Origin of the sequence: Caulobacter sp. 602-1 (assembly GCF_003931565.1) — a bacterium.
GTDB lineage: Bacteria > Pseudomonadota > Alphaproteobacteria > Caulobacterales > Caulobacteraceae > Caulobacter.
Map to the genome: position 1 here is coordinate 179569 of NZ_RRYI01000005.1, position 17581 is coordinate 197149.

The 17581-nt window shown below is 69.1% G+C and carries 15 protein-coding genes; 10 read left to right on the forward strand and 5 right to left on the reverse strand.

Features of this window, described 5'->3' with window-relative positions:
- On the reverse strand, positions 1–1488 hold the full coding sequence (locus EIK80_RS16240) for an amidase (protein ID WP_125158060.1): 1488 nt from the start codon (positions 1486–1488) through the stop codon (positions 1–3).
- A 147-nt stretch (positions 1489–1635) separates the two neighbouring features.
- Between EIK80_RS16240 and EIK80_RS16245 the strand changes: the two genes are divergently transcribed.
- Positions 1636–2367: a TlyA family RNA methyltransferase gene (locus tag EIK80_RS16245; RefSeq protein ID WP_125158061.1), complete on the forward strand. Its 732-nt coding sequence runs from the start codon at positions 1636–1638 to the stop codon at positions 2365–2367.
- Between the two features lie 62 nt (positions 2368–2429).
- Here the strand turns inward: EIK80_RS16245 and EIK80_RS16250 are convergent, their stop codons facing one another.
- A complete protein-coding gene (locus EIK80_RS16250; RefSeq protein WP_233586714.1) occupies positions 2430–3059 on the reverse strand; it encodes a hypothetical protein in 630 nt (209 codons plus the stop codon).
- Between the two features lie 216 nt (positions 3060–3275).
- Here EIK80_RS16250 and EIK80_RS16255 point away from each other — a divergent pair, with 216 nt between their 5' ends.
- From EIK80_RS16255 to EIK80_RS16275, 5 genes are all read left to right on the forward strand, one after another.
- Complete coding sequence (locus EIK80_RS16255) at positions 3276–4523, forward strand: class I SAM-dependent RNA methyltransferase (protein ID WP_125158063.1); 1248 nt, start codon at positions 3276–3278, stop codon at positions 4521–4523.
- 7 nt (positions 4524–4530) lie between these two features.
- Positions 4531–5589 carry a class I SAM-dependent methyltransferase gene (locus EIK80_RS16260; RefSeq protein WP_125158064.1) on the forward strand — a complete coding sequence of 353 codons (1059 nt, stop codon included), beginning with the start codon at positions 4531–4533 and terminating at the stop codon, positions 5587–5589.
- A 22-nt stretch (positions 5590–5611) separates the two neighbouring features.
- Positions 5612–6613, forward strand: coding sequence for an acyltransferase (locus EIK80_RS16265; protein ID WP_125158065.1), 1002 nt, complete (start codon positions 5612–5614; stop codon positions 6611–6613).
- A 69-nt stretch (positions 6614–6682) separates the two neighbouring features.
- Positions 6683–7063: a YciI family protein gene (locus tag EIK80_RS16270; RefSeq protein WP_125158066.1), complete on the forward strand. Its 381-nt coding sequence runs from the start codon at positions 6683–6685 to the stop codon at positions 7061–7063.
- Positions 7060–8376: an RNA polymerase sigma factor gene (locus EIK80_RS16275; RefSeq protein ID WP_125158067.1), complete on the forward strand. Its 1317-nt coding sequence runs from the start codon at positions 7060–7062 to the stop codon at positions 8374–8376. The genes EIK80_RS16270 and EIK80_RS16275 overlap by 4 nt, the downstream gene beginning before the upstream one ends.
- Here the strand turns inward: EIK80_RS16275 and EIK80_RS16280 are convergent, their stop codons facing one another.
- Positions 8377–9603, reverse strand: a complete 1227-nt coding sequence (locus tag EIK80_RS16280) for a hypothetical protein (protein ID WP_125158068.1) — start codon at positions 9601–9603, stop codon at positions 8377–8379.
- 139 nt (positions 9604–9742) lie between these two features.
- Between EIK80_RS16280 and EIK80_RS16285 the strand changes: the two genes are divergently transcribed.
- Together EIK80_RS16285 and EIK80_RS16290 are read left to right on the forward strand one after the other, a co-directional pair.
- Positions 9743–10825 (forward strand): PA0069 family radical SAM protein, encoded by a 1083-nt coding sequence (locus EIK80_RS16285; RefSeq protein WP_125158069.1) that lies wholly within the window; start codon positions 9743–9745, stop codon positions 10823–10825.
- A gap of 39 nt (positions 10826–10864) precedes the next feature.
- Positions 10865–11320: a cell wall biosynthesis glycosyltransferase gene (locus EIK80_RS16290; RefSeq protein ID WP_125158070.1), complete on the forward strand. Its 456-nt coding sequence runs from the start codon at positions 10865–10867 to the stop codon at positions 11318–11320.
- A gap of 50 nt (positions 11321–11370) precedes the next feature.
- Here the strand turns inward: EIK80_RS16290 and EIK80_RS16295 are convergent, their stop codons facing one another.
- Both EIK80_RS16295 and EIK80_RS16300 read right to left on the reverse strand, forming a co-directional pair.
- Positions 11371–12933, reverse strand: a complete 1563-nt coding sequence (locus tag EIK80_RS16295; protein ID WP_370450236.1) for a lytic transglycosylase domain-containing protein — start codon at positions 12931–12933, stop codon at positions 11371–11373.
- A 129-nt stretch (positions 12934–13062) separates the two neighbouring features.
- Positions 13063–13884 carry a uracil-DNA glycosylase gene (locus tag EIK80_RS16300; protein ID WP_125158072.1) on the reverse strand — a complete coding sequence of 274 codons (822 nt, stop codon included), beginning with the start codon at positions 13882–13884 and terminating at the stop codon, positions 13063–13065.
- Positions 13885–14050: 166 nt separating this feature from the next.
- Between EIK80_RS16300 and EIK80_RS16305 the strand changes: the two genes are divergently transcribed.
- Together EIK80_RS16305 and EIK80_RS16310 are read left to right on the forward strand one after the other, a co-directional pair.
- On the forward strand, positions 14051–15724 hold the full coding sequence (locus EIK80_RS16305; protein ID WP_125158073.1) for an electron transfer flavoprotein-ubiquinone oxidoreductase: 1674 nt from the start codon (positions 14051–14053) through the stop codon (positions 15722–15724).
- Between the two features lie 126 nt (positions 15725–15850).
- Positions 15851–17581 (forward strand): lipopolysaccharide assembly protein LapB, encoded by a 1731-nt coding sequence (locus EIK80_RS16310; protein WP_125158074.1) that lies wholly within the window; start codon positions 15851–15853, stop codon positions 17579–17581.

The window sequence follows — 17581 nt, forward strand, 5'->3', positions numbered from 1 at the left end:
TTACAGGCTCACCGGCGGCTTGCGGTGGGCCCAGGGCTGGGCGTCCTCCAGCTGATAGGCCAGCTGGAACAGCAGCGCCTCGCCGCCCGCGCGGCCGGCCAGCTGGACGCCCACCGGCAAGCCGTCCGGCGTCCAATGCAGCGGCACGCTCATCGACGGCGCGCCAGCGACGTTCTGGACCGGGGTGTAACCGACATAGGTCATCAGCCGCGCCTGCAGTTCCTGGAACGGGACCCAGCCGGCGACATAGCCCAGCTCGACCGGGGGCTTGCCTAGCACCGGCGAGAGGATGACGTCGTACTTCGTCAGCCAGGCGTCATAGGCCTTGGTGTTGGCGTTCAGGCGCTCGATGGCGGCGGGCAAGGCGCCTTGCGGCAGCTGACCGACCAACTCGGCCATGCCCAGGCTGAACGGCTCCAGCACGCTGGAATCGGGCTTGTGGCCGATGGCCTTGCCGATTCCGGCGACTAGTTCGGCCGCGCCGCTGGCCCATAGCACGGTGAAATCCTGGCCGAACTGGCCGCCGTCCATCGGCCAGGTCGTCGGCTCGACCTTGTGACCCAGGCTCTCCAGCAGCTTGGCGGCGTTGTTGACGGCGGTCTGCACCTCGGGATCGGGCGTGACGCCCGTGCCGGTGACCATGACCAGCCCGATCTTCAGCTTCTTCTTCAGCGGTTCGGAGATCACGCCGATCGGCTTGAACACCGCGTCGCCGCCCGTGCGTTCGGTGGCGGCGAACAGGGCGGCCGAGTCGCGGACGCTGTGCGACACGCAGTGCGAGACCGAGATGTCGAGGCCGCGCGACACCGGACGGCCCTGCAACATGCGGCCCCGCGAGGGTTTCAGACCGAAAAGGCCGCAGTTGCTGGCCGGAATGCGGATCGAGCCGCCCCCGTCGGTGGCGTGGGCGAGCGGGATCATGCCCGAGGCCACGGCCGCCGCCGCGCCGCCCGAGGAGCCGCCGGACGAGCGGGCCGTGTTCCAGGGATTGCGCGTCGGCTGAAAGCCCATCGGCTCGGTGGTCGGCAGGAAGCCGTACTCCGGCGTCGCCGACTTGCCGATCACCACGAAGCCGGCTGTGTCGAAAGCGTCGACATATGGGGTCTGGGTGGTTTCGGGCGGGGCGCGCAGACCGCTGCGCGAGCCGTTGCGGGTGGGCAGGCCCTTATAGGGGTCCAGGTCCTTGACCATGAACGGCACGCCCGCGAACGGACCCGACAGCTGGCCGGCCTTGGCCTTGGCGAGGGCCCGGTCGAAGTCCGAGGTGACGATCGCGCCGACCTGGGGCTGCAGGGCCTCGGCCTTGCGGATGGCGTCCTCGACCACCTCGGCGACGCTGACCTCCTTGCGACGGATGCGGCCAGCCATCTCGGTGGCGTCGGGAGTCCAGGGCGCGGGTGCGGACATCGATTTGGGCTTAGCCTCCACTGAAGATGCGGCCGCCACGGCGGCGGATGCGGCCAGCAGGCCGCGACGGGTGAATCGCATCGGTTTCTCTCCCCCAAAGCGTGGTCTCGCCACGCCCAGTCAAATGGCCAGCGTCTGATGCGCCGGTGATCGGCGTTCAGTTGAACCCGAAGAGACCTGGGCCGCAAGCCCGTGCTAGACGGCGGTCTGAACTTTCGAGGAGGCCGCGTGGCCCGCAAGCGTATCGATCTGTTGCTCGTCGAACGGGGCGTCGTCGACAGCCGCGCCAAGGCCCGCGCGGCTGTCGAGGCCGGGCTGGTCACGGTCAACGGCAAGGTGATCACCAAGCCGGCCGATACGGTCGACCAGCACGCCGAGATCGTCGCCGAGGCGGCCCATCCTTGGGTCGGGCGCGGGGCGTTGAAACTCGTCCACGCGCTGGACCTGTGGCCGATCGTCGTGGAAGGGCGCGTCGCGCTCGACGTCGGCGCGTCGACGGGCGGGTTCACCGAGGTCCTGCTGTCGCGCGGCGCGGAGAAGGTGTTCGCGGTCGATGTCGGCCGTGACCAACTTCACGCCAAGCTGAGGGGCGACCCCCGCGTCGTCGACCTGTCGGGCGTCGACGCCCGGGCGCTGGACGAGACGGTGATCCCGACGGCGCCGATGCTGGTGGTCAGCGACGTCAGCTTCATCGCCCTGACCAAGGCCCTGCCGATGGCGCTGGACCTGGCGGGGCCGGGCGCGGACCTGGTGGCGCTGATCAAGCCTCAGTTCGAGGCGGGCCGCGACTTCGTCGGCAAGGGCGGGCTGGTCAAGGATCCCGAGATCATCGCCCGCGTGGAGCGCGAGGTCGTCGCGTTCCTCGAAGCTTCCGGCTGGACGGTGAACGGCCTGACCGAAAGTCCGATCACGGGCGGTGACGGCCAGGTCGAACGCCTGGTCTGGGCGACCAAGGCCTGAAACGAAATCGGCCGCCCCATTGAGGGCGGCCGATCGTCTTCCACACAAGCTAGGTCGGTGACTTAGTCGACGACCTGGTACTTGCCGTTGCCGTCCGGGCAGACGCGCACGAAGCGCTTCTGGACGCGGCCGTCCGGCAGGTAGATCGGGCTCTCGGCCAGGGTGCAGCCGTTGACGTCGGCCCGACCGCCGACGCGATCGTTCACGCGGTAGCCGTCGCGATGCTCATACGATTGCTCGTAGTAGCTGTCGCGCTGAGCGTCGCGACGGACCTGATCGTAGGGGACCGGGCGGTAATCGTCGTCATAGCCGTCGTTGTAGGCGCGCGGCGGCGGGGGAGGCGGCGGCGGGGCGATGTTGCTGCCCGGGGTGCAAGCCGCAGAGGACTTGCCGGCCATGCCGCCGACCACAGCGCCCAGCAGGCCGCCGACGACCGAGCCGTCGGTGCGGTGACCGCGGGCGGCGATGCCGCTGCCCAGCGCCATGCCGATCGCGCCGCCAGCGAGGGCCCCGCCGGTGGTGCGGTTGGTCGTCGAGCGCTGGCATTGGTCGTAATAGTAGCCCTGGTTGTTGTACGCCCCGCCGTAGCTCGAGCCGTAGGGCGTCGCGCCGTAGGATTGGGCCGAGGCCAGGGTCGGCGTCAGCACGCCACAGACGAGGGCGGCGGTGACGCCCAGAACGGTCTTGATCATCGGAGTCCTGCGCGTTGAGGCGGTCATGGTCATGAGAGAGCTTGTCTTTTTGTGGGCGTCCGGCTCGCGCCGGGCCGCCGAGGCCCATCCGTTGATGTAGGGTGTGACATGGCCAACATGAACGATCGCTGACGGGGTTATTCAGCTTCACCGCTATCACACTGAAAATCGTTCGCGGGCCGCGCTCAAGCCCCGGTTTTAGGGTATGGACGCGCGATGCAAGACATGACGATCACCGCCATCGGCGCGCAAGGCGACGGGCTCTCTCGGTTCGACGACGGCAAGCCGGCCTTCGTGCCCCTGACTCTGCCGGGGGAAACCGTTCGCGCGCGAATGGACGGTTCGCGCGGCGAGGTCGTCGATATCCTGACGGCCAGCAACGACCGCGTGGCGCCGCCCTGCAAGCACTTCGGCCATTGCGGCGGCTGCGCCCTGCAGCACTGGGCGGCGGGCCCCTATCTCGGTTGGAAGGCCGAACAGATCCGTATCCAGCTGTCGATGGAAGGCCTGGAGACCGAAATCCTGCCGACCTTCGCCGCGCCGCCGGCCTCGCGCCGCCGCGTGGCGCTGCACGCCCGCAGGGGCGCCAAGGGGCAGGGCGCCTTGCTGGGCTTCAAGGAGCGTCGCTCGTGGAGCCTGGTGACGATCGAAGAGTGCCCGGTCACCGATCCGCGCCTGGTGGCGGCGTTCCCGGCCCTGGCGCGTCTGGCCGAGCCGTTCCTGGAGCACCCGAAGTCGGCCCCGACCCTGCACGTCACCCTGACCGCCACAGGCCTCGACATCGACGTCACCGGGGTGGAGCGCAAGAGCGGCGGACTGTCGGCCGACGCCCGCATGCGCGCGGCCATGGCGGCCAGCGAGGGCGACTTCGCGCGGGTGACCCTGGCTGGCGAGACCGTCTACGGCGCGCGCCAGCCGATGGTGAAGCTGGGCCCCGCCGTGGTCGCCCTGCCGCCCGGCGGCTTCCTGCAGGCCGTGCCGGCCGCCGAGCGCGCCATGGTGGAATTCGCGGTCGCCCAGGCCCAGGGCGCGGCGCGCATCGCCGATCTCTATTGCGGTGTCGGGACCTTCACCTTCCGCCTGGCCGAGATCGGCGCGGTCTACGCCGCCGAGATGAGCCCGCCGGCCATCGCCGCCCTGAAGTTCGCGCTCGGCGCGGCGTCGGGCCTGAAGCCGATCACCGCCGAGGCTCGCGACCTGGTCAAACGCCCCGTGCTGAGCACCGAACTGGCCAAGACCGACGTCGTGGTCATCGACCCGCCGCGCGCCGGGGCCGCCGAGCAGACGGTTGAGATCGCCAAATCCAAGGTCGCCAAGGTGGTCAGCGTCTCGTGCAACCCCGGCACCTTCGCCAAGGACGCCCGCGTCCTGGTCGACGCCGGCTTCCGCCTTGAGAAGGTGCTGCCCGTGGACCAGTTCGTCTGGTCGCCCCATATTGAACTGGTCGGAGTCTTCACGCGCTGAGGCCAGCATGGATGAGCGGCGGACAAGAACGGCCTTCGCGGTCGATGCGGTAGGTCAGCGCGCGAGGGCGGCGGTCAAGGCGGCCTGGTGGACGGCGACGGGCTCGCTGGCCCGCTCCATGACCCGACCGACCCGGGGCGAGCAGGCGCGCAGCTTCGAACCGACTTCCGCGCCGCCGGACAAGGGATCCTTGCGTCGCGCCTATCTGGAGGCGTTCGAGAAGGACGCCCGCGATGTCGCCGCGGGCCTCTATCCCGCCGTCGAGGACGGTCCCGTCCGCCCTTCGGCCGCCGTGCGCGAGGCCGCCGACTTCATCGCCGACGCTTTCGAGGTCGACCGGAGGCGCCGTCGCGGCGACGGCGTCGAGGTGCGCGATGAGGTCAATAGTCTAGCTTATCCAACCTACTATCGGCAGAACTTCCACTACCAGTCGGGCGGCTGGTTCACCGAGGCGAGCGCGCGTCGCTACGACGCCCAGGTCGAGGCTCTTTTCTCCGGCACGGCCGGGGCCATGCGCCGGCGAGGCCTGTCGCTGCTGGCGAAACACTGGCGCGGCCGAGATCACCGTGACGCGAAAATCCTCGACGCGGCGTGCGGTTCGGGCGCCTTCCTCAAGGACCTGAAGGCGGCGTTCCCGCGCGCGGCGATCGCGGGGCTGGATCTCTCCGAGGCCTATCTGGCGCGGGCCCGCAAGCGCGCCGGCGTCGGCGGTATCAAGGCCAACGCCGAAATCCTGCCGATCGCGGATTCGTCTTTGGACGCCGTCAGTTGCGTCTATCTCTTCCACGAGCTGCCGCCGAGGGTGCGGCCCGTCGTGGCGGCCAGCCTGGCGCGGGCCCTGAAGCCCGGCGGCGTGCTGGTCTTCGTCGACTCCGTGCAGCCCTCGGACACGCCGGACCTGGCGCGCCTGCTGGAAGCCTTCCCAGTCTATTTCCATGAGCCTTACTACGGCAGCTACGCGCAGACCGATCTGGCGGCTTTGTTCGCCGAGGTGGGCCTGAAGCCGATCGGCGAGGACCGCGCCTTCCTGACCAAGGCCTTGCTGCTGGAGAAACCCCTCAGCTAAGCAAGGATGGGGGGACGGCGTTTTGCAGGCTTACGAGTCGGGACGACGGTACGAGGCGCTGGACGGCCTGCGCGGCGTCGCGGCCGTGGGCGTCATGCTCTATCACATCGGCGGCTGGACCGGCCGGCCCTGGCTGGTCGGCCACGGCTACCTGGCCGTCGACTTCTTCTTCTGCCTCTCCGGCTTCGTGCTGGCCCACGCCTATGGCCGGCGCGAGATCGGCTGGTGGGGCTTCCTGCGCCAGCGGCTGGTCCGGCTGTGGCCGCTGATCGCGCTGACCATGCTGGCCGGAGCGACGGTGATCATCCAGCATCGCGAGCGCGTGCCGGAGTGGCTGGTCCTGGGCCTGCTCATGATCCCGCGTCTATGGGCCGAGGAGCCGGGCTTCGCGCCGATTTTCCCTTTGAATCCGCCGGCCTGGTCGCTGTTCTTCGAGCTGGCGGTCGGGGCGCTGTGGTTCCCGATCCGGCGGCTGGGCGTCATGGGGCACGTATTGATGATCGTGCTGCTGATCCCGGTCATGGCCTATATCGCCCACGGCATGGGCGGCGTGCTGACCGGCTGGGACCGGGCGACCTTCCTGATCAGTTTTCTGCGGACGGTGTTCTCGTTCCTGCTGGGCTGGGGCTGCTATCGGATCCAGCCGTTCACCGGCTTCACGGCGCCCCCTTGGCTGCTGGCCCTGATCCTGGCCGCGGTCCTGTGCTTCCCGTGGACGCCGCTGAACTGGCTCTACGACTATGTCTGCATGAGCCTGGTCTTCCCGCTGATCGTGCTGGCCGGGCGGCGGGACCCGGAGGGCCTCCAGGGGAGGCTGGCCCGCATCTCCGGCGCGATCTCTTATCCCCTCTACGCGCTGCATTGGCTGGGCTGGGAACTGATGCTGCGGCTGTTCAGGGCTCTGGGCGGCCAGGGGTACCCGCTGGCCTTCGCGGCGGTGGCGGTCCCGGTGATCCTGGCCTTCGCCTGGGCGGTGCTGAAGCTCTACGACGAGCCGGTCCGCCGCCGGCTGCGGCGCCTCTAGAAATTTCTGGGCCGTTTGTCGGATGCGGGCATAGTTCGCCGTCCTAGGGACCGGAAGAGAGGACCGTCCATGCTGTACGCCATACTCTGCTACAACCAGGAGGACGTGATCTGCGCCTGGTCCAAGGAGCACGACGACGAGGTCATGGAGAAGCTGGGCGCCGTGCAGGCCAAACTGGCCCAGGAAGGCCGCCTCGGCCCCGTCGCCCGCCTGATGCCGACCACGGCCGCCACCACCCTGCGCAAGGACCGCGAGCCGCCGCTGGTGCTGGATGGCCCGTTCGCCGAAACCAAGGAGCAACTGCTGGGCTTCTACGTCGTCGACTGCGACAGCCTGGACGGCGCGCTCGACATCGCCAAGGACCTGGGCAAGGTCAATCCCGGCGGCTCCTATGAGATCCGCCCGATCGCGCTGTTCAACCCCGCTAGTCCGGAGTTCGCCGGCACGTGACCGAGCTGGGCTGGATCGAGGGCGCGATCAGCGCCGCGCGGCCCCAGGCCATGGCGGCGCTGCTGCGCTACTTCCGTGACATGGACGCGGCCGAAGAGGCGTTTCAGGACGCCTGTCTGCGCGCCCTGAAGGCCTGGCCCAAGAATGGTCCGCCTCGCGATCCGACCGCGTGGCTGATCATGGTCGGTCGCAACGCCGCCATCGACGCCGTCCGCAAGATCAGCCGCCACACGGTCCTGCCGCCGGAGGAGCTGCTGTCCGACTTGGAGGACGCCGAGGCGCGGGCCGCCGAGCGGCTGGATGGCTCGCACTATCGCGACGACGTCCTGCGGCTGCTGTTCATCTGCTGCCACCCGGACTTGCCGGCCACCCAGCAGATCGCTCTCGCCTTGCGCGTCGTTTCGGGCCTTTCGGTTCGTGAGATCGCCGGCGCCTTCGTCGTGACCGAGGCGGCCATGGAACAGCGCATCACGCGCGCCAAGGCCCGTATCGGGGCTGGAGACGCGCCGTTCGAGACCCCAGGACCCATCGAGCGCGCCGAGCGCTTCGCGGCCGTGGCGGCCATGCTCTATCTCGTCTTCAACGAGGGCTATTCGGCCAGCGGCCAGGCGGTCGAGGCCAAGGGGGAACTGTGCGACGAGGCCATCCGCCTGGCGCGCCTGCTGCTGCGACTGTTCCCGTCCGAGCCGGAGATGATGGGTCTGACCGCGCTGTTCTTGCTGCAGCACGCCCGTTCGGAGGCGCGCTTCGCCGCCGACGGCGCGGCGATCCTGCTGGAGGATCAGGATCGAAGCCTCTGGAATCGCAAGATGATCGGGGAGGGGCTCGCCTTGATCGACAAGGCGATGCTGAAGCGCGATCCTGGGCCCTACCAGGTCCAGGCCGCCATCGCCGCCCTGCACGCCCGCGCCGCGCGGCCGGAAGACACCGACTGGGCGGGCATTGACGCGCTCTACGCCACGCTGGAGATCATGCGGCCCTCGCCGGTGATCACCCTGAACCGTGCGGTGGCGACGGCCAGGGTTCGGGGACCGGCGGCGGCGCTGCAGATGATCGAGCCTCTCGGCGCGCGGCTGGACGGCTATTTCCACTATCACGGCGCGCGGGGCGCCTTCCTGCTGCAGGCCGGTCGCAAGGCCGAGGCGCGGCGGGCTTTCGATCGCGCGATTTCGCTGGCCAGCACCGCGGCCGAGGCCGCCAACATCCGCCAGTATCTGGACCGCGTCGCCGTCGAGGCGGAGGCATCGGTGGTCAGCAAGGACTTCGAGGCGGGGCTGTCCCACATCAAGGCCGAGGCCGAAGAGCCCTCCTGATTACGCCACGCGGATCTCTCCGGTGTCGATCTGCGACCAGTCGTGAAGCGGCAGGTGCAGCGATGGGCACGCGGTGGTCGGTGTCGGCGCTTCCAGCAGGTCGGTGATCGCCGGCCCGCTGAGGAACGGCGCGCGCAGATCGACACAGGCGTTCAGTTCGCGGCGCGTGCGCAATTCGCTGATCCCTTGCCAGATGCGCTTGCGCGCATAGAGAGGCGCGTCGCGCAGGAATCGCGTCGCGGCCGAGAGGCGCACGCTCTCGCTGCCTTCCGGAAGGATCAGCGTCACCGAGCTGGCGAAGTCGGCCGGCAGATCCTCCACCTGGAACGCCGGGTCCGAGACACGCAGGTCCAGACGCGCGAAGTGCGGCTTGAGATAGGCCTGGATCGTCTGCATGGCCGAGAACGATGGCGCGCGGGGCGTATCGTAGACGGCCGCCGCCAGCCGTTGCCGAGCGGCGCGGGGTAGGGCCTCCAGGTGCGGCAGCAGAGCGTCGCGGGCGCGGGGCTTGATCAGGGTCGAGAAGCAGATCGGAAAGAACAGCACGCCGGACTCCTGGCGGCCCAGGATGTCCTTGGCGCTCTCCAGGATCGGGATGTCATGGTCGGCTTCACGGCCATGGACGGCCGGAGTTGGGGCGTCGAAGTCGAGAGTGGGCGTGGCGTCCTCGCGCCATAGGGCGACATTGCCGACGAAGAGTTCGCGTGGCGAATGATAGACGCCGCGATAGACGATGCGGGTTTTTGCTTCGGGCTCGAGCTCCCCCAGGGTCTCGACCGGCGGCTCGCCCGCGACCGGACCGCCGGGCGGCGCCAGCGACACAACGCCGTCGGGCGTGATGCGGCAGACCCGTCCGATCGCCTCGCCCAGGTCGTCGGCGTCCAGCATCGCCTTCAACTGCTGAGGCGGCATGCCGGCGAAGCGCATCACCTCGGCCTTGTCGCCCTCCAGCATCAGCAACGACACCTCACCGTCGCTGGTCTGGCCGAACAGCTTGGTCTGAAGCGCCCGGGCCAGGGCCTGCAGCTCGCGCGGGTCCAGCAGGATGGCGCGAGGGTCGGCCAGGACGAACGAGAACGGCGCGACCAGGCCATAGCGGCGCGGCCAGAGCCACGTGGTCTCAAGATACGCCCCAGCGACCTTGGCCACGATGCCGGCCATGGTTTCGGTATCGGCGAACATCAGCGTGTCGCCGACCATGATCTTGAGACAAGCGAGCGCGGTCATGGAGCCATGATAGGCGCGCCAGGTTATCGCCACGCTAGGACCGCCAGCGACTTACTGTCGCATGGCGAGCATGGGGCGCGGCTTCCCTCCTTGCATAATGTTCTTGTTATGTTCTGCTGATTTCAGCATATTCGCCGCCATGGCCGAGACAGCGAAACTGGGGCCCGCGTCGCGCGGGCGGGGCGCGAAATCCAATCGAACCGGACGTTTTGAGTCCCAGACGCGAGAGACGTTCGACGACGGCTGGAGCGAAGACGACGCGCCTGGGCAGTTGAAGACCGAGCTGCAGCCGATGAAGTCGCGGACCATCATCGCCCGCAACCAGAGCCCCGACGTCGGCTTCGACCGCTCGATCAACCCGTACCGCGGCTGCAGCCATGGCTGCATCTACTGCTATGCGCGGCCCAATCATGCGTATCTGGGCCTGTCGCCGGGCCTGGATTTCGAGAGCAAGATCTTCTTCAAGCCGCACGCGGGCGAACTGCTGGAGAAGGAGCTGGCCAAGGCTTCGTACAAGCCGGCGACGATCCACATTGGCGGCGACACCGATCCCTACCAGCCCGACGAGAAGCAACTTCGGGTGACGCGACAGATCATCGAGGTGCTGGAGCGCGTCAGCCATCCCTTCACGATCATCACCAAGTCGGCCCTGATCCTGCGCGATCTCGACGTGCTGAGCCGGATGGCCGAGCGAAAACTGACCCGGGTGGCGATCTCGATAACGACCCTGGATCGCAAGCTGGCCCGCAGCATGGAGCCGCGCGCGGCCACGCCGGGCAAGCGGATCGAGGCGGTGCGCCGGCTGACCGAGGCCGGCGTGCCGGTGACGGTGATGTTCGCCCCGGCCATTCCGGGCTTGAACGACCATGAGTGCGAGGCGGTGCTGGAGGCGGCGGCCAAGGTCGGGGCGCGCGGCGCCGGCTATGTCGCCCTGCGCCTGCCGCGCGAGATCGCCCAACTGTTCCAGGAGTGGCTGGAGACCGACCATCCAGATCGGGCCAGGAAGGTGATGTCGCTGGTGCGCCAGATCCGCAAGGGCGAGACCTACAGCGCCAGCTGGGGCGAACGGATGGTCGGCGACGGGCCGGTGGCCGAGGTGCTGCGCCAGCGCTTCCATCTGGCGGTCAAGAAGTTCGGGCTGGATCGGCCATGGACGCCGCTGGACGCCACCCAGTTCACCCCGCCAAGCAAGCCAAGCGCGCAGATGGACTTGTTTGGGTAAAGGGCTTGACCCTGCGTGGCGCTCTGGCCAAGCAAGGCCATGATCTCCGTCATCCTCGTCGCCTCCGAAGACCTGCAAGGGTTGGCCGCCCAGATGACCATGCTGGTGCCCGCCGCCGTGGACGGGCTGGTCAAGGAGGTGGTGCTGGTCTCCGGCGGCGAACCGGGTGTCGAGGCCCTGGCTGAGGACAGTGGGGCGCGGCTGGTGACGACTTCAGGCGATCGCCTGGCGGCGGGCGCCGCGGTGGTTCGTGGCGACTGGATTCTGACTCTGCGCGCGGCGCCGGTTCTCCGCGAAGGTTGGCGCGAGCCGGTCGAGAAGCATGTGACGGGCGGGGCGGGGGCTCCCGCGGTTCTGACCGCTCCGGGCGGCCTGCTCGGCAAGCTTGCGCCGCGCCTGCATGGCGTCCTGGTTCGACGGCTGGACTGGCCCGCGAGCGGCGGTGACGAGAAGACCTTGGCGAAGACGCTGCGAGCCAGGCGGCTGGCCTATTAGGAACGTCCCGTCCGCGTGGGGCGCAGCCTGAGCGGAGATGAGCGTGCTGGCTAGGGTTGGACCTGCGCGAGCTGGGTCATCAGCTGGTCAATCGAGGTCGGGGCGGCGACCTGCGGGTCGAGGCGGAAGTCGACGGTCCGCGCGCCGCTGGCCACGGCGTCCAGGGTCTTGTTCTCCGCGCCCATCAGCCGGCGATAGGTCCAGTAGCTGGCCATCACCTTCTCGACGTAGTTGCGGGTCTCCTTGAACGGCAGGCTCTCGATCAGCAGCAGGGTGTCGCAGTCGGCGCCGAGTTGGGCCGCCGTGCGGTTCAAGGTCGCCGGCCCGCCGTTGTAGGCCGCGACGGCGCGCAGGAGGTCAGGGCTCTTGACGCCGCGGTTCATCAGCCAGGTGAAATAGTCCTGCCCGGCCCGCAGGTTGTAGGCGGGATCGAACAGCGGGCTGTTGTCGGCCAGCAGCTTGTCATCGCCCACGACGTCGGCGGCTGAGCTCGGGCGCACCTGCATCAGGCCCATGGCGCCGGCGGCCGAGACGGCCATCGGGTCGAAGCGGCTCTCCTGGCGCACCAGGGCGTAGACCATGGCCTTGTCGATGGTGAAGCCGCCGACCGGATCCAGCGGCGGCAGGGGATAGTCCTCGCCGCCGACCCGGCGCACCGGGCGGCCAGCGTTCAGCGGGGCGTTGGCGTTGAGCGCCAGGGCCAGGGCCGTCCAGTCGTCGCGAAGCTCTTGGGTTTCAGCCAGAGACAAGCCCGCGCGAAGCTCCATGCCCGCCTCGCGCCAACGGCCGACCTGGGCCAGGGCGGTGGCGCGACGGGCGCGCGGGTCGTTCCTTACGAGCTGTTCCAGCGAAGCCGTGTCGGGACCGACATAGCTGGCGCGGGTCAGCAGGCTGGCGATCGGATCGTAGTTATCTTCGGCGATGGGAGCGCCGGCCATGGCCAGCTGCCGTACGGCGATCATGCCGTAGAAGGTGTGCGGCGAGCGGGCGGCCTCGTTCAGCAGGGTCAGGGCGTCGCGGCCGTGGCCGGCCTGGCTGGCCACGCGGGCGGCCCAGAAGGCGCCGGCGGCGCGCAGCCACTCGTCCTCGTGCTGGTCGTGGGCGACCTGTTCGAAATAGGCCTGGGCGGTTCGATAGTCGCCCAGGCGATAGGCCGAGAGGCCCGCGATCCAGGTCTCGCCGCCCGCCACGGCCAGGCTTAGGGCTTTCTGGACGTCGCCTGAGTAGTAGGCCTCGCGGGCGGCGCGGCCCTTGTCGGCGGGGGGCGGGGCGGTCTCGTCGCCGATGAACAGTTCTGGAACCGGCGCGGCGGCGACCCGCTTGCCGGCCGGCTTGCGCTTGACGGCCAGGGCGTAGACGCGGTCGGCGCCGGCCTCGTCGGCATAGGCGCGCAGCCAACGGGTCAGGTCGTCGTAGCTGGCCGAAAAGCGAGTGGGATGCATGATCTTGGCGAAGGCCAGGCGGCCGGCCAGGCTGCGATCATGGGCGTTGGCGAAGGCCGCGGCGGCGGCGTCGAAATCACCGCGATCGGTGGCGGCGAAGGCGGCGCGATAGGCGCGGACATCCTCCGGCGACAAAGGCTCAAGGGCGCCCGCTCGCGCGACGCCTCCCATGGGTAGGAAAGCCGCCGCGCACAGGAAGAGGGCCGACAACACGGCCAAGAGGCGAGTCCAAATCCGCAAAAACCGTTCCGCGCTCCCCCGCAGGCGCACGTCCCCCGTTCCGACTGGTCGAACGCAGTTCTAGTGCGGGCGGTCGGGGCGATCAAGTCGCTCGGTCAGCGTGAGAAGGTCCTGCCAGGCCTTCTTCTTCTGGGCGGGGGTGCGCAGAAGGAAGGCCGGGTGCAGGGTCGGCATGGCCGGAAGCTCGATGGACTTGTCCTCGGAGGTCCATTCGAACCAGCGGCCGCGCATCGACAGGATGCCTTCCTCGCGCTTCAGCATGGCCTTCGCGGAGGCTCCGCCAGCCAGCAGCAGCATCTTCGGCTTCACCAGGGCGATGGCGCGTTCGACGAAGGGCGCGCAGGTCGCCTGTTCCTGGGGCGTCGGCGTACGGTTGCCGGGCGGACGCCAGAAGACGGTGTTGGTGATGAAGACCCGGCCCTCCAGGCCGGCGGCCTTCAACATGCGGTCCAGCAGCTTGCCCGCGCGGCCGACGAACGGCTGGCCTTGGGCGTCCTCGTCGGCGCCGGGGCCTTCGCCGATGATCATCAGCGGCGCGTCGCCGACCCCGCGCGAGAACACGGCCTGCTTGGCGCCCTGGGTCTTCAGCGCGCAGCCGTCGAAGGCGGCGATGGCGGCGGCCAGGCTCTCCAGGTCGTCGCAGGCGGCCGCGGCGGCCTTGGCGGCGGCGATGGCCGCGCCGACATCGGGACCGCGCGCCAGGGCCAGGCCCGGACGGGCGACCGGCGGCGGGGGAGGCGTCGGCTGGCTGCGGGCCCGGAGCATCGCCGCGCCCTCGGCCAGGCGATCGATCGGCGCGTCGGCGTACGAGACCTCGACGCCCGCGTCAGCCCAGAAGGCCAGCAGGCTTTCGATGGCGCGTTGATCGACGGCGAGGCTCATGCGACCGTCTTAGCGCGGATTGTTCAAGGTCTCCACGCTGCGATGCAGCAAAAAAGCGGAGCGGAGTGCTTGACCACCGCCGCGTCACGTTCGGATAAGCTGTGATTCAAACAGTCATAAGACGGGCGGCCCCAAGAACGAGGGTTGGGCCCGATCGGGAGACCTTATGAGCGAAGATCTCGAACGCGAGTCGATGGAATACGACGTCGTCATCGTCGGCGGCGGTCCCGCCGGGCTCTCCGCGGCGATCCGTCTGAAGCAACTGGCCGCCAAGGCGGGGGCCGAGATTTCGGTGGCCCTGCTGGAAAAGGGCTCCGAGGTCGGCGCCCACATCCTGTCAGGCGCGGTGATCGATCCCAAGGGTCTGGCCGAACTCTTCCCCAATTGGAAGGAAGAGGGCGCGCCGCTGGAGACGCCGGTCACCAAGGACCGCTTCAAGCTGCTCGGGCCGCAGGGCGAGCTGTCCCTGCCGATGTTCGCCATGCCGCCGTTCATGCACAACCACGGTTGCTACATCGCCTCGCTGGGCAACCTCACGCGCTGGCTGGCCGGCAAGGCCGAAGAGCTGGGCGTCGAGATCTATCCGGGCTTCGCCGCCTCGGATCTGGTCTGGAACGAGGATGGCTCGGTCAAGGGCGTGGTCGTCGGCGTGGTCGGCATCGCCAAGGACGGCCACCACAAGCCGGACTATCAGCCGGGCATGGAGCTGCACGGCAAGTATGTCTTCATCGCCGAGGGCGTGCGGGGCTCGCTGGCCAAGCAACTGATCGAGAAGTTCGACCTCTCGGCCGGCAAGTCGCCGCAGAAGTACGGCATCGGCATCAAGGAGCTGTGGCAGGTCCCGCCCGAAAAGCACCAGCCGGGCCTGGCCGAGCACACCACCGGCTGGCCGCTGGACAACCAGACGGGCGGCGGCAGCTTCATGTATCACTTCGGGGACAACTACGTGGCCATAGGCTACGTCGTGCATCTCAACTACAAGAACCCGTGGATCTCGCCATTCGACGAGTTCCAGCGCTTCAAGCAGCATCCGAGGGTGAAGCCCTATCTGGAAGGCGGCAAGCGCATCGCCTACGGCGCGCGGGCCATCACCGAGGGCGGCTACCAGTCGGTGCCGAAGCTGACCTTCCCGGGCGGCGTGCTGATCGGCTGCTCGGCCGGCTTCGTCAATGTGCCGCGCATCAAGGGCAGCCACAACGCCGTCAAGACCGGCATGATGGCCGCCGAGGCCGCCTATGAGGCCGTTCAGGCCGGCCGCGCCAGCGATGAACTGACGGGCTACCAGACCGCCTACGACAACTCGTGGGTCGCCAAGGAGCTGAAGGTCGTCCGCAACGCCAAGCCGATGCTGGGCAAGTTCGGCACCGCCCTGGGCGGCGCGGTCAGCATGTTCGACATGTGGTGCACGCACCTGTTGGGCGGCTTCTCGTTCTTCGGCACCATGAAGCACGAGAAGACCGACGCGGCCTCGACCGGCCTGGCCAAGGACTATCAGCCGATCGTCTATCCCAAGCCCGACGGCGTGATCAGCTTCGACAAGCTTTCCTCGGTGTTCCTCTCGGCGACCAACCACGAGGAAGACCAGCCCGCGCACCTGAAGCTGAAGGACCCGTCGATCCCGATCTCGGTCAATCTACCCAAGTACGGCGAACCGGCGCGCCTCTACTGTCCGGCCGGCGTCTACGAGGTGCTCTACAACGAGCAGGGCCAGGACCCGCGCTTCCAGATCAACGCCCAGAACTGCGTCCACTGCAAAACCTGCGACATCAAGGATCCGTCGCAGAACATCGTCTGGACCACGCCGGAAGGCGGCGGCGGACCGAACTATCCGAACATGTAACTTTGTTGGGCGCGTGACGGCCGCCGAAACCGGCATCCACTTTCGGCTGTCACGCTTGCCGCCTCCCGGCCCTCGGCCGGGAGGCTTTTTCTTGCGAGCGACCTCGAAACCGCCGAGGGTGGCGGGATGACGCGTTTCAAAGTTCTCCTCGCCTGCGTTTCCGTTTCGGCCCTGGCGGCCTGCGTTCAGGGACCCAGCACGGTCACGCTGCGAGGCCCGGTGGCGGGCTCGCCGCTGTTCGACACCCGCTCTTCGTACGGCCAGTTCCTGGCGGGCCAGGCGGCGCTCCGCGACGGCAGGTCGAAGGAGGCGGCCACCTATTTCGGCACGGCTGCGGTGCTGGGCGAGGACCCCGGCGTGATCGGCGAGCGTTCGTTCTCGGCCCTGCTGCTGGCCGGTGAGATCACCCGCGCCGCGGCGGCGGCGCCGACCGGTCCGGACGCCACCGAGGCCGTCCAGCGCATGGGCGTGCTGACCCGCGTGGTCGAGGCGCTGGCCACCAACAAGGGCAAGGACGCCCGGGCGCTGTTGAAGGCCGATCCGCCGGGCTTCCCGCACCAGCAGGCCGCCGCGCTGCTGGCCCCGTGGGCTGCGGCGGCCGCCGGCGACAACGAGGGCGCGATCGTTCAGCCGACCCTGCGCAACGACAGGCTGGTGCAGTATTTCGGCCAGCAGGGCCAGGCGCGCCTCTATGAGCGCGCCAAGCGCTACGACGAGGCGGAGACCGACTACAAGGCCCTGACCGGCAACGTCGCCACGGCCAGCATCTTCACCTTGGACTATGGGGCGTTCCTGGAGCGCCGCAAGCGTCACGAAGACGCCGTGGCCCTGTACGACACGGCCCTTCGCGCGGCGCCCAACGACACGGGCCTGCTGCGGGCGCGCGCCCGCGCCGCCGCCAAGGGCGCGCCCCCCCCGATGCCGACCCTGCGCCAGGGCGCGGCCGAGGGGCTGGTGGCCTGCGCCGCCACCTTCGCCGGCGAGCGCCAGGCCCAGTTCGCCCTGGCCTATCTGCGTCTGGCCCTGCGCCTGGATCCGGCCCGCGATGAAGCCTGGATCCTGGTCGGGGACCTGTTGAACCAGGGCGACGATCCGCAGGGCGCGATCGAGGCCTATGGCCACGTGCCGGCCGGCGCGCCGCAATACGCCTCGGCTCAGAGCAAGATCGCCTGGGCCTGGAACGAGCTCGGCGACAAGGCCAAGGCGCTGGACGTGGCCCGCGCCGCCGCCACGACCGCGCCCAACGACCGTGACGCCCAGCTGGCCCTGGCCGACCTGCTGCGGGCCGGCGGCCAGTGGAACGAGTCGGTGGCGGTGCTGGACAAGGTGGTCGAGCGCGAGAGCGCCACCCCCGACTGGCGCGTGCTCTATCTGCGCGCCGTCTCTCTGGAACAGGCCAAGCGCTGGCCCGAGGCCGAGCGCGACCTGCAGGCGGCCCTGAAGATCAACCCCAACGAGCCGGAACTGCTGAACTTCCTCGGCTACAGCTGGATCGACCGCAACGAGCACCTCGCCGAGGCCTTGGCCATGGTCCAGAAGGCCGTCGCCGCCCGCCCGCAGTCGGGCGCCATGCTCGACAGTCTCGGTTGGGCCTATTACCGCCTGGGCGACTACAAGACCGCCGTCGAGAAGCTGGAGGGCGCGGTCGAGCTTGAGCCCGGCGATCCGGACGTCAACGGCCACCTGGGCGACGCCTACTGGCGGATCGGCCGCAAGACCGAGGCCAAGTTCCAGTGGCAGCGCGTGCTGAGCCTGGAGCCGGACGACAAGCAGAAGGCCGAGTCTGAAGCCAAGCTGAAGAACGGCCTGGCCGCGACCGGCGCGCCGGCGACCGCGTCGACGGTGGCCCACAACTAG

Bases quoted from the DNA above. Each gene is read 5' to 3' on its own strand.
- EIK80_RS16255 (WP_125158063.1), top strand. From the start codon at position 3,276: ATGCAAGACATGACGATCACCGCCATCGGCGCGCAAGGCGACGGGCTC.
- EIK80_RS16250 (WP_233586714.1), bottom strand. From the start codon at position 3,059: ATGATCAAGACCGTTCTGGGCGTCACCGCCGCCCTCGTCTGTGGCGTG.
- EIK80_RS16285 (WP_125158069.1), top strand. From the start codon at position 9,743: ATGGCCGAGACAGCGAAACTGGGGCCCGCGTCGCGCGGGCGGGGCGCG.
- EIK80_RS16300 (WP_125158072.1), bottom strand. From the start codon at position 13,884: ATGAGCCTCGCCGTCGATCAACGCGCCATCGAAAGCCTGCTGGCCTTC.
- EIK80_RS16270 (WP_125158066.1), top strand. From the start codon at position 6,683: ATGCTGTACGCCATACTCTGCTACAACCAGGAGGACGTGATCTGCGCC.
- EIK80_RS16290 (WP_125158070.1), top strand. From the start codon at position 10,865: ATGATCTCCGTCATCCTCGTCGCCTCCGAAGACCTGCAAGGGTTGGCC.
- EIK80_RS16240 (WP_125158060.1), bottom strand. From the start codon at position 1,488: ATGCGATTCACCCGTCGCGGCCTGCTGGCCGCATCCGCCGCCGTGGCG.
- EIK80_RS16305 (WP_125158073.1), top strand. From the start codon at position 14,051: ATGAGCGAAGATCTCGAACGCGAGTCGATGGAATACGACGTCGTCATC.
- EIK80_RS16260 (WP_125158064.1), top strand. From the start codon at position 4,531: ATGGATGAGCGGCGGACAAGAACGGCCTTCGCGGTCGATGCGGTAGGT.
- EIK80_RS16310 (WP_125158074.1), top strand. From the start codon at position 15,851: ATGACGCGTTTCAAAGTTCTCCTCGCCTGCGTTTCCGTTTCGGCCCTG.
- EIK80_RS16295 (WP_370450236.1), bottom strand. From the start codon at position 12,933: ATGGGAGGCGTCGCGCGAGCGGGCGCCCTTGAGCCTTTGTCGCCGGAG.
- EIK80_RS16280 (WP_125158068.1), bottom strand. From the start codon at position 9,603: ATGACCGCGCTCGCTTGTCTCAAGATCATGGTCGGCGACACGCTGATG.